The organism is Promineifilum sp. (SeqCode) (assembly GCF_041918635.1).
In the GTDB taxonomy this organism is placed as follows: Bacteria; Chloroflexota; Anaerolineae; order Promineifilales; family Promineifilaceae; genus Promineifilum.
Genome location: NZ_JAYRVJ010000369.1, coordinates 1 through 9,529 on the forward strand (window position 1 = coordinate 1; position 9,529 = coordinate 9,529).

Consider the following 9,529-nt stretch of genomic DNA (forward strand, 5'->3'; position numbering starts at 1 on the left):
ATGATCTTGGCCGCCAGGGCGATGTCGTATAACAGTTGGGTCAACTCGCCGCGGGCGAAGTCCGGCTGATGCTCCAGAATAAAGCGTTCGATGGTGGTGACGGTTGACACAGGCTGCGCTCCTTGTCGGCGATTGGTGGGTGGGAAAGGGATAAGTGGGAAGGAAACAACCTCGCGGGCCGGCTAGGTGAAGAGCGGGCCCAGGTAGACGACCAGATAATAGACAATGGCGACCGCCCAGATGAGCGAGTCGAGGCGGTCGAGCGCGCCGCCGTGGCCCGGAAAGAGCCGGCCCGAATCCTTCACGCCCGCCTCGCGCTTCAGCAGAGAGATGCTCAGATCGCCGAACAGGCCCAGTACGCCCACGGCCAGCCCGGCCAGCCCGGCCAGCACGAGGGGCAAATCCAGCACCAGCGCCGTCAGCGTGGCAAACACCGGCCCGGCGATGACGCCGGCCACGTACCCCTCGACTGTCTTCTTCGGGCTTAGGCGCGGGGCCAGGGCGTGGCGGCCGAGCGGCCACCGGCCGGTCAGGTACTTGCCAACCAGGAAGGCGGCCATGTCGGCTGTCCAGATACTCATGAAGGCCACGGTCGTCCAGCGCCAGCCGTTTTCCGGCAGGCTGCGCAGCAGGAAGAAGTGGCTGCCCACCCAGCCGAGCAGCATGATGCCGCCCACCAGAGCGAACCAGTCGAGGGCCGCGTCGAGTGTGTCGCCGCGCTCGAAGAGCCACAGGGCGTAGATGAGCGCCGCGAACAGGCTGATGAACAGGGCCAGACCGCCCAGATTCCACTGCGGCCCCCAGGCGTAGGGCCACCAGGCCGCCGCCAGCAGCGCGACGATGGCCGGCAACAGCAACCAGAGCGGTGTGTTGTGCTTCAGCGCGCGCATGATGTGGGCATATTCAACCCCGGCCACCAGCAACAGCAGCAGTAGAGGGATGAAGTAGAACCACCCACCCAGATAGGCTGCCAGGAGCAGCACAGGCCCGACGGTGAAGGCGACGATGGCTCGCTGGAGCATAATGGCGAGATATAGAGCGGTCAGGCTGCGTCGGTTACCAATCCAAACCGGCGATCGCGCCGGTTAAAGGCCACGATCGCCTCATACAAGTCCTCCCGGCCAAAGTCCGGCCAGAGCGCGGGCGTCGGGTAATACTCGGAGTAGGCGGCCTGCCAGATGAGGAAGTTGCTGATGCGCAGTTCGCCGCTGGTGCGGATGACCAGATCGGGATCGGGCAGCCCTTTAGTGAACAGGTAGGAGCTGAACAGCTGCTCGTTAAGCGCTTCGGGCTTCACGTTGTCGGCCAACATCTGGCGCACGGCGTGGAGGATTTCGGCCCGCCCCCCATAGTTGAAGGCGACGTTGAGGATGAGGCGCTCGTTGTTGCGCGTCAGCTCCAGCGCCCGGCGCACCTTCTCCTGCAACTTCGGCTCCACCCCGGTCAGGTCGCCCAGGTGATGGACACAAACGCCGTTGGCGTTCAACTCATCCGTCTCCTGATCCAGCACGCGGGCGAAGATCTTCATCAGCGCCTGAACCTCGGTCTTGGGCCGACCCCAATTCTCGGTGGAGAAGGCGTAGATGGTCAGAACCTTGATGTTAAACTCAACACAGGCGCGGATGATGCGGCGCAAGTTTTCCGCCCCAGCGCGGTGGCCCGCCTGCCGCGGCAGGCCGCGACGTTTGGCCCAGCGGCCATTGCCGTCCATGATGATCGCCACATGTGTCGGCACCTCCAGCGATGAAAGATCCAGGGCCTCTGTGTGGCGAGCCATGCTCAAACTTCCATGATCTCGGCCTCTTTGGTGCGGCCGATATCCTCGATTTGACTGATAAACTTGTCCGTTATCTCCTGCAACTGCTTCTCGCCGCGGGTGAAATCGTCTTCGGCGAGGAGCTTCTCGTCCTTAAGCTCCTTGAGGTCGTGGTTCAGGTCACGGCGGATATTGCGGACGGCGACCTTGGCTTCCTCCACACGCCGGCCGACGATGCGGGTCAGGTCGCGCCGCCGCTCCTCGGTCAGCCGGGGGATGTTCAGGCGAATAACCTGGCCGTCGTTGTTGGGCATGATGCCGAGGTCGGACTTCATGATCGCCTTCTCGATGACCGACAGGGAACTGCGGTCATAGGGCCGGATGGCGAGCTGCTGCGGCTCCGGCACCGAGATAACGGCCATCTGGTTCAGTTGCATTTCCATGCCGTACTGCTCCACCTTCAGGTGCTCGACGAGCTTAGTGGAGGCGCGTCCGGTGCGGAAAGCGCCCAGGTCCGACTCCAACGAGGTGATCGCGCCGTTCATGCGATTTCGTGCTTCTCGCATCACATCAGCAATCATCGGAACCTCCGCGGTATGGCCGGTCGTCGCGCCACGCGATTGCGCCACGCGCGACCGGGATAACTGGTCGTGTCCGTCAGGCCGAGATGGTCGTGCCGACGGTTTCGCCCATCACAAGACGCTTGACGCTATCTTTCTGCCAGAAGTTTAACACAACAATGGGCATGTTGTTATCCATGCACAGGGAGACGGCGGTTGTGTCGAGCACGCGCAGGCGCAGGCTCAGGAACTCCAGGTAGGAGAGGCGCGCGAACGGCTTGGCGTTGGGGTTCTTCATGGGGTCGTCGTCGTAGATGGCGCCGACCTTGGTGGCCTTGATCATGACCTCGGCGTTCAGCTCCATGGCGCGCAGCGCGCCGGCCGAGTCAGTGGTGAAGTAGGGGTTGCCTGTGCCGCCGGCGATGATGACGACGCGCCCCTTTTCCATGTGGCGAATGGCTCGCAGGCGGATGTAAGGCTCGGCGATGGTGCGCACTTCAAAGGCGGTCTGCACCCGCGTGACCACGCCGCCCCGCTCCAGCACGTCCTTCATAGCCAGGGCGTTCATCACGGTCGCCAGCATGCCGATGTGGTCGGCGGTGGAGCGCTCCATGCCGTGGGTCGTGCCGTCCGACCCGCGCCACAGGTTGCCCGCGCCGATGACCAGCGCGATCTGGACGCCCAGGTCGTGAACGTCTTTCACGACCTGGGCGACCTCTTTCGCGCGCTGCGGATCGATGCCAAATCCACCGGGGCCGGCCAGCGCTTCGCCGCCCATTTTCAGAAGGATGCGTTTGTACCGCACGTCTGACATTGGCTTCTTGTCCTCGTTCTATCGTTCCGTGACATCAGGGACGCGACGAGGCTCGAAGCCCGCCGGCTCCCCGCCCCTTCAGCTCTTAATCTTCCAACGATTCGCCCAATTCATAGCGGGCGAAGCGGCGGACGATGATGTTCTCGCCCGTCGTGCGGATGGCGTCGGCCAGCATGTCCTTGATCTTGACCTTCTCGTCCTTGGCGAAGGGCTGCTCCAGGAGGCAGAACTCCTCGTAGAACTTGCTGATGCGGCCGGCGACCATCTTCTCGGCAATGGCTTCCGGCTTGCCCTCGGCGATGGCCTGAGCCTTCAACACGGCCATCTCGCGATCCAATTCAGCGGTCGTCACTTCTTCCCGTCGAATGTAGCGCGGCGCGGCGGAGACGATGTGGAGGGCCAGGTTATGCGCCAGTTCGCGGAACTGCTCGGTGCGGGCCACAAAGTCGGTCTCGCAATTCAACTCCAGCATGACGCCGATCCGGTTGCCCGGATGGGTATACAACTCGATCATGCCCTCTTTCGCCGCGCGGTCGGCGCGCTTCAGGGCGCGGGCCGCGCCCTTCTCGCGCAGGATATCCACGGCCTTGTTGAAGTCGCCCTCGGTCTGCTCCAGGGCCTTCTTGGCCTCTAACACGCCGGCGCCGGTGACGCCGCGCAACTCTTTCACCATTTCGGCTGTGATCGCCATGACTCTTCTACTCTCCCTGTCTTACTCTTCGGTATTCTCAGTAACCCCGGCCGGCTCCATCGCGATGTCGCCCACCATGTCGGAAACGTCAACCGTCACGTCCTTCTCGGCCGCCAGATCGACCGCGCCCGGCGTCGCCTCGCGCATCTTGCGCAGCGTGGATGCGCCCAGCAGCATCTCGTCCTCGGCGTCTTCCATGCCGTCAAAGCTCTCGTAGCGGTAGCGGTCGAAGTCGGTGACCTCTTCCTGCATCGTCTCTTTGCGCATGGCAATGCCTTCGAGCGCCGCGTCGGCCATCTTGCCGACGATGAGCTTGATGGCCCGGATGGCGTCGTCGTTGGACGGGATGACGTAGTCGATGGGGTCTGGATTGCTATTGGTATCCACCACGCCGACGACCGGGATGCGCAGCGTGTTCGCCTCGCGGATGGCCGTCTCTTCGTGGCTGACGTCGACGATGAAGAGCATCGCCGGCAGGTCGCGCAGTTCGCGAATACCGCCAAGGCGCAGGTTCAGCTTCTCGATCTCGCGCTCGATGCGCAAGCGTTCCGTCTTCTTCAGCAAGTCGAACTCGCCGGCGTCGCGGCGGGTCTCCAGCTCACGCAGGTAGTTGATGCGCTGGCGGATGGTACGCCAGTTGGTCAGCGTGCCGCCGAGCCAGCGGTCATTCACGTAGGGTTGCGCGGCGCGGGCCGCTTCGCGGGCTACGGTGTCCTGCGCCTGGCGCTTGGTGCCGACGAACAGCACGTCGCCGCCGGCCGACACGGTATCGCGGATCGCGTTGTACGCTTCCTCGATCAGGACGATGGTCTGCTGCAAGTCGAGAATGTGAATCCCGTTGCGCTCGGTGAAAATGTACGGCTTCATCTTCGGGTTCCAGCGCCGCGTCCGGTGCCCGAAGTGCACTCCTGTTTCCAGAAGCGCCTTCATTGAAACAATGGCCATGAGGTTATTCTCCTTTTGAATTGTTTTCGTCTTCCACGCCCTTCATCCCGTCGTGGAACTCGCATGGCCAATGGGCAGCCCGCGACCGTCCCGGGGCGGCCTCACGTGCAAGAGGCCTGGGAGGGTGGCGGGTTGCCGTGCGAGCACAACCACTTCAGTCCAGGCGTGTGTGAACTGTTAAATTGCCTTGCTAACCAGGAAGGGAAGCGATGGCAGGAAATCGTCTTGATTATATAGATGTAGGCGAAATAAGCAAGGGGCGTCCGTAGAGGCGGGTTTGAAACCCGCCCTTACTTCCAGTGCGTCAGGATGGTCTCGCGCCGGAAGAGCTTGATCGCCAGATAGACCAGCGCCACGTCCAACACCAGCACGATCAGCGCCAGCAACAGGATGACGCGCTCATCGATCAGGATCAGCCCCACCGCCTGGCCGATGATGAGCAGCACCAGCGGCAGGATGACCACCGACGACAGTTGCTCGGCCACGCGCGGGTCGGACGTGCGCGAGGAAACCATGACGGCCACGCAGGTGGACAGAATGGTCAGCAGCGGCGCGACCACCAGGATCGCCAGCAGCCAGTGCGGCTTGAAGAACTCGGCGAAGACAACCGGCGGGGCCAGAAACCGCGCGCCGAGCAGGAAGATGCCGAAGGCCAGCCACGTCGCGCCAATGGCCGGCACGACGGCGGCGATGGTCTTGGCCAGCAGCAGTTCGACGGTAGTGATGGGCGTTGCCAGCAGCGGCTCCAGGCTGCGCGTCGTCTTCTCGCCGACGATGCTGTAGGCGGCGATGGTCACCGGGATGGCGATGGGCAGGATCATGAACATCAGCACGAACAGGTTCAGGGTGTAGACGAGGGTGCATTCCACCGGCCCCAGCCCGGCGCATAGTCCCCCGGCCAGCTGCATGATCTCCGGGTCGCTGAACTCAGCCTCCATCCCCTCGGCCTGGTTGAAGGTGAACAGCATGCCCAGGGGGATGACCGCCAGAATGAGCGGCAGGAAGAGGACGGAGAAGAACACCATCTTGTTCTTGAACACCTCCGACCACTCTTTGCCGACGATGGTACGTATTTTGTCCATACTGTTCCTTGTCTGATCATCCAGGTGCAACGCACTTCAGAAAGTGCATCGCACCTGAGTCAGTCCCCTTTCACCAATTGCAGGTAAACGTCTTCCAGGGAGTAGCGCAACTCGCCCACAAACTGGATGTCCGCCCCCGCGGCGACCAGGGCGCGGACGACATCGGGGTTGTGCGCCTCCGGGTCGTCGAGCGTCAGCACCAGCTTGCCGTCGCTGGCTTCCACCTGCTGCGCGAACGGCAGGGCGCGCACCACGGGCAGGAAAGGCTCGGCCGCGTCGCGCAGGTGAAAGACCACCTGCCGCCCATAGACCTGCCGGCGCAAGCGGCCGGGCGTGTCCACCACGCGCAGTTGTGTCTTGAAGACCGCCACCCGGTCGCACAGCCGGTCGGCTTCGTCCAGGTTGTGGGTGCAAAGGAAGATGGTGCGCCCCTGCCCCTTCATCTCGTTGATGAAGTCGTGCACCAGCCGCGCCGCCTCCGGGTCGAGGGCGGCCGTCGGCTCGTCCAGAAAGACGACGCGCGGCTCATGCAGCAGCGAGCGGGCGATGGCCAACTTCTGGCGCATGCCTTTGCTGAACTCGCCCACCAGGTCGTCACGCCGCTCCCACAACCCCAGCAACTTCAGGTACTTCTCCACCTGGGCGTCCACGCGCTCCACCTCGTAGAGCCGGGCGAAGATAGCCAGGTTGCGATGAGCCGAGAGACGGTCGTACATGCCCGGCGTCTCGGTCAGGATGCCGACGTTGCGCCGTATCTGCTGGTCGTCGCGGCCGGCTTCGTAGCCCAGCACGCGGGCGCTGCCGGAGGTGGGGGCGATGAGGCTGGTCAGCATGCGGATGGTGGTCGTCTTCCCGGCCCCGTTCGGCCCCAGGAAGCCGAACACTTCGCCCTCGGCGATGCTCAACGTCAGCCGGTCAACGGCCAGGTGGTCGCCGAAGGATTTAGTGAGGTTTTCGGTCTGGATCATAGCGCGGACTCCCAAGCCATCTTGCACTATATCGAGCGGGGCGGGCTGTGTCAAGCGGGCAGAATGGGACGCTGATGGACGCCGATTCAGGACGCTGATTTTCGCTGATAAGAAGTGGAATGACCTTTATCAGCGAAAATCTGCGTCCCAATCTGCGTCCCATCAAATCGAGTATAATCCAAGCCTATGGAAAAGGAACTGGCGCAGACGGGCGAGAACTGGCGCGAACGGGTGATCGAACTGGAGCGCGTGCTGGCCGAGTTACGCCCCCAACTCATCGACGCCGAAGCCCAACTGGCCGAGCGTCTGTCGGCCATCAGCGCTTTCGAGTTCCAGGTGCGCGCCCGGCTGGAGTCGCTCAACCGCCGGCTCGACGCGCTCCAGGCGGAGATCGACGATCTGCGCCGCGAGCTACGCCGCTACCAGGAAGACCTGTTCGACTTTGGCGAGCCGTCCGCGGCGCGCCCCCGCGAGACGTGGCGCTTTGACCGCGAGAGCGGCGCGGCGGCCTCCGGCGAATACCGCTACCGGGCCAGGGTCGAGACCACCCGCGCGCCGCTGGCCGGCGAGCAACTGGCGGCGTTGAAGCAGCTCTACCGCCAACTGGCCCGCCGCTTCCACCCCGACCTGGCGGTAGAAGAAGCCGACCGCGCCTACCGGACGGACTTGATGATGGCGATCAACGCCGCCTACACCGCCGGCGACCTGGACGCGCTGCGGCGATTGGCGGCCGAGCCGGACAACGCCCCACGCGCGCCCCGCACCGACCAGGAGTTGGCCGAGGCCCTGGCGCGCGAGGTCGAACGTTGCCACCGCCGGCTGACCGAGATCGCACAGGAGTTGCTCACGCTGGAGCGGCACGACAGCGCGCGGCTGATGAAGCGGGCCGAGCGCGCCGCGGCCGAGGGGCGCGACCTGCTGGCGGAACTGGCCGCCGACCTGCGCCGGCGCATCTCCGAGAAGCTGGTGGAGCGCGACGTGCTGGAAAGCCAACTGGAAGAGGTCGAGCGCGAGGGGATCGAGTTAAGCGCTGACGATCTGGCCGATATCGTCTACAATCTGGGGCTGGAGCAGGCGGGCGAAGGGGAGCTATTCACCCCCGAGCGAGAGTGGCGGCCCCGCGACCCCCACCCCTGGGACACCAACGACGCCGACACGGATGACATCGATGACATCCTCGACGACATCAACTAGCCGCTGAAAAATCTGCGTAATCTGCGGATTCTTCCTCTTCACGGGCCGAAGCGGTCGAGGACGGGCGCGTAGACGGCGTTGCAGCCGCCCACCCGCGAACACCCCTCCAGCGGCAACTCGGGCACGTCGTCAAACTCATAGGCGCCCTCGAACGCCCGGCAAACCGGACAGGCATCCGGCGCGACGAGAATACGCACCCGTGTGGCCAGGCCCTTGCGAATGCGATCCAGGGCCGCTCTCTGTTCCTCACGCTGTTCGGCGTCGGTCTTTTCCTTTGCAATCGCCACGGTAATAGCTCCTGTCGCTCAGCGGGACGAGCCGCTGTCACTCAAGCGGATTATACGGTCGCCCCCTGTGGGCGGCAAACAACGGCCCAGACCTGACAGGTGGGCGGCCATTCGGGTTCGTTCCGGGTGAGGGCGTATTCGGTTGCCCACCTGTCAGGTCTTCAGTAGCAATTGTGCTAGAATCTAACGGTCATGATCCACACGCCGATCTCACCCGACCTGCCCCTCGCCGAAGCCGGCCGGCTCATGATGGCCGACGAGTTAGCCACGGTGCACGAACACCTGCCTACCCTGCGCCGGACGGCCGACGTGACCGCCGTCCACGAGACGCGCAAGGCCATTCGCCGCACCTTCACCCTCTTCAAGCTTTTCGCGCCCTACTACGCGCCAGACGCCTTCCGGCCCTACCGGCGGGGGCTGCGCCGGCTGATGCGGCGGCTGGCCCCCTGCCGCGACCTGGCCGTCTTCCAGCTGAAGCTGGCCGCCTACAACGAGACGGCCGAGCAACCGCTTCTGGCGCTGGCCACCGACCTGGACACGCGCCAGCGCCGCGCGGACGCCAAACTGCAACGCTACCTGAAGCGCAAGAAGCCGCGCAAGTTCCTGGCGCGCTACGCCGCCTTCACGCAGACGCCCGGCGCGGGCCGGCCACGTGGCGACGAACAGGCCGCGCCGCTGCTCGTCCGCCACGCCCTGCCGGCGCTGCTGTTCCAGCGTGTCGGCGCGGTGCGCGCCTATGGCGACGTGCTGGCCGAGGCCACCCCGGCGCAGTTTCACCAATTGCGCATCCAGTTCAAGGAGTTGCGCTATACCCTGACCTTCTTTGAGGATATTCTGGGCGGCCGTTGCGGCGAGATTCTCGAATTGACCCGCCTGATGCAGGTGCATCTGGGCGATCTCAACGACGCCAACGTGGCCGTCCGGCTGTTGGGCGAGACAACGTGCTGCCCGGAAGAGGTGGCCGTCTATGGCGGCGTGCAGGAAACGGAGCTACACCGCCTGATGGCCGGGTTCCGGTCGCTCTACGACCAGATCGACCGGTTGGAAGTGCGGCGCGAGCTGGCCCTGGCGCTGGCCAAGCTGTAACGCGGGTTGCCAACCCGCGCTACAAGGGAGAATCTCATGGGCTTTCTCAAACGCCTCCTCGGTGGGGCCGACAACGCGAAACCGGCGGGGGAGTACGTCGATACCCAGGGTATCTACTTCTACGTCCAGTGCGACCGCTGCGGGGC

11 protein-coding genes and 1 pseudogene are annotated in these 9,529 nt (G+C 64.3%); 2 read left to right on the forward strand and 10 right to left on the reverse strand.

Annotated elements, in window-relative coordinates; all coding sequences use genetic code 11:
- The 9 genes and pseudogenes from ACE3UY_RS11615 to ACE3UY_RS11655 form a co-directional block, all read right to left on the reverse strand.
- Nucleotides 1-152: pseudogene (locus ACE3UY_RS11615) on the reverse strand (fructose-bisphosphatase class I); the annotation flags it as partial.
- Nucleotides 153-182: 30 nt separating this feature from the next.
- Nucleotides 183-1,022, reverse strand: a complete 840-nt coding sequence (locus ACE3UY_RS11620) for a phosphatidate cytidylyltransferase (protein ID WP_374687687.1) — start codon at nucleotides 1,020-1,022, stop codon at nucleotides 183-185.
- A 20-nt stretch (nucleotides 1,023-1,042) separates the two neighbouring features.
- On the reverse strand, nucleotides 1,043-1,777 hold the full coding sequence (locus ACE3UY_RS11625) for an isoprenyl transferase (RefSeq protein ID WP_374687688.1): 735 nt from the start codon (nucleotides 1,775-1,777) through the stop codon (nucleotides 1,043-1,045).
- A gap of 2 nt (nucleotides 1,778-1,779) precedes the next feature.
- Nucleotides 1,780-2,337, reverse strand: a complete 558-nt coding sequence (frr, locus tag ACE3UY_RS11630; RefSeq protein ID WP_374687689.1) for a ribosome recycling factor — start codon at nucleotides 2,335-2,337, stop codon at nucleotides 1,780-1,782.
- A 76-nt stretch (nucleotides 2,338-2,413) separates the two neighbouring features.
- On the reverse strand, nucleotides 2,414-3,130 hold the full coding sequence (gene pyrH, locus ACE3UY_RS11635) for a UMP kinase (RefSeq protein ID WP_374687690.1): 717 nt from the start codon (nucleotides 3,128-3,130) through the stop codon (nucleotides 2,414-2,416).
- 85 nt (nucleotides 3,131-3,215) lie between these two features.
- On the reverse strand, nucleotides 3,216-3,821 hold the full coding sequence (gene tsf, locus ACE3UY_RS11640) for a translation elongation factor Ts (protein WP_374687691.1): 606 nt from the start codon (nucleotides 3,819-3,821) through the stop codon (nucleotides 3,216-3,218).
- Between the two features lie 21 nt (nucleotides 3,822-3,842).
- Entirely contained in the window at nucleotides 3,843-4,766 is a 924-nt protein-coding gene (gene rpsB, locus ACE3UY_RS11645) for a 30S ribosomal protein S2 (RefSeq protein ID WP_374687692.1), read from the reverse strand.
- A gap of 290 nt (nucleotides 4,767-5,056) precedes the next feature.
- Nucleotides 5,057-5,848, reverse strand: a complete 792-nt coding sequence (locus ACE3UY_RS11650) for an ABC transporter permease subunit (protein ID WP_374687693.1) — start codon at nucleotides 5,846-5,848, stop codon at nucleotides 5,057-5,059.
- 59 nt (nucleotides 5,849-5,907) lie between these two features.
- Nucleotides 5,908-6,816, reverse strand: coding sequence for an ATP-binding cassette domain-containing protein (locus ACE3UY_RS11655; protein ID WP_374687694.1), 909 nt, complete (start codon nucleotides 6,814-6,816; stop codon nucleotides 5,908-5,910).
- A 186-nt stretch (nucleotides 6,817-7,002) separates the two neighbouring features.
- Between ACE3UY_RS11655 and ACE3UY_RS11660 the strand changes: the two genes are divergently transcribed.
- On the forward strand, nucleotides 7,003-8,010 hold the full coding sequence (locus tag ACE3UY_RS11660) for a hypothetical protein (RefSeq protein ID WP_374687695.1): 1,008 nt from the start codon (nucleotides 7,003-7,005) through the stop codon (nucleotides 8,008-8,010).
- Nucleotides 8,011-8,048: 38 nt separating this feature from the next.
- Here ACE3UY_RS11660 and ACE3UY_RS11665 read toward each other — a convergent pair whose 3' ends face one another.
- Nucleotides 8,049-8,297, reverse strand: coding sequence for a hypothetical protein (locus ACE3UY_RS11665; protein ID WP_374687696.1), 249 nt, complete (start codon nucleotides 8,295-8,297; stop codon nucleotides 8,049-8,051).
- A gap of 192 nt (nucleotides 8,298-8,489) precedes the next feature.
- Here ACE3UY_RS11665 and ACE3UY_RS11670 point away from each other — a divergent pair, with 192 nt between their 5' ends.
- Entirely contained in the window at nucleotides 8,490-9,383 is an 894-nt protein-coding gene (locus tag ACE3UY_RS11670) for a CHAD domain-containing protein (protein WP_374687697.1), read from the forward strand.
- Nucleotides 9,384-9,529: the final 146 nt, after the last annotated feature.

Coding starts and splice junctions, on each gene's coding strand:
- ACE3UY_RS11650 (WP_374687693.1), bottom strand. CDS start 5,848: ATGGACAAAATACGTACCATCGTCGGCAAAGAGTGGTCGGAGGTGTTC.
- tsf (WP_374687691.1), bottom strand. CDS start 3,821: ATGGCGATCACAGCCGAAATGGTGAAAGAGTTGCGCGGCGTCACCGGC.
- ACE3UY_RS11660 (WP_374687695.1), top strand. CDS start 7,003: ATGGAAAAGGAACTGGCGCAGACGGGCGAGAACTGGCGCGAACGGGTG.
- pyrH (WP_374687690.1), bottom strand. CDS start 3,130: ATGTCAGACGTGCGGTACAAACGCATCCTTCTGAAAATGGGCGGCGAA.
- ACE3UY_RS11670 (WP_374687697.1), top strand. CDS start 8,490: ATGATCCACACGCCGATCTCACCCGACCTGCCCCTCGCCGAAGCCGGC.
- frr (WP_374687689.1), bottom strand. CDS start 2,337: ATGATTGCTGATGTGATGCGAGAAGCACGAAATCGCATGAACGGCGCG.
- ACE3UY_RS11655 (WP_374687694.1), bottom strand. CDS start 6,816: ATGATCCAGACCGAAAACCTCACTAAATCCTTCGGCGACCACCTGGCC.
- ACE3UY_RS11625 (WP_374687688.1), bottom strand. CDS start 1,777: ATGGCTCGCCACACAGAGGCCCTGGATCTTTCATCGCTGGAGGTGCCG.
- rpsB (WP_374687692.1), bottom strand. CDS start 4,766: ATGGCCATTGTTTCAATGAAGGCGCTTCTGGAAACAGGAGTGCACTTC.
- ACE3UY_RS11620 (WP_374687687.1), bottom strand. CDS start 1,022: ATGCTCCAGCGAGCCATCGTCGCCTTCACCGTCGGGCCTGTGCTGCTC.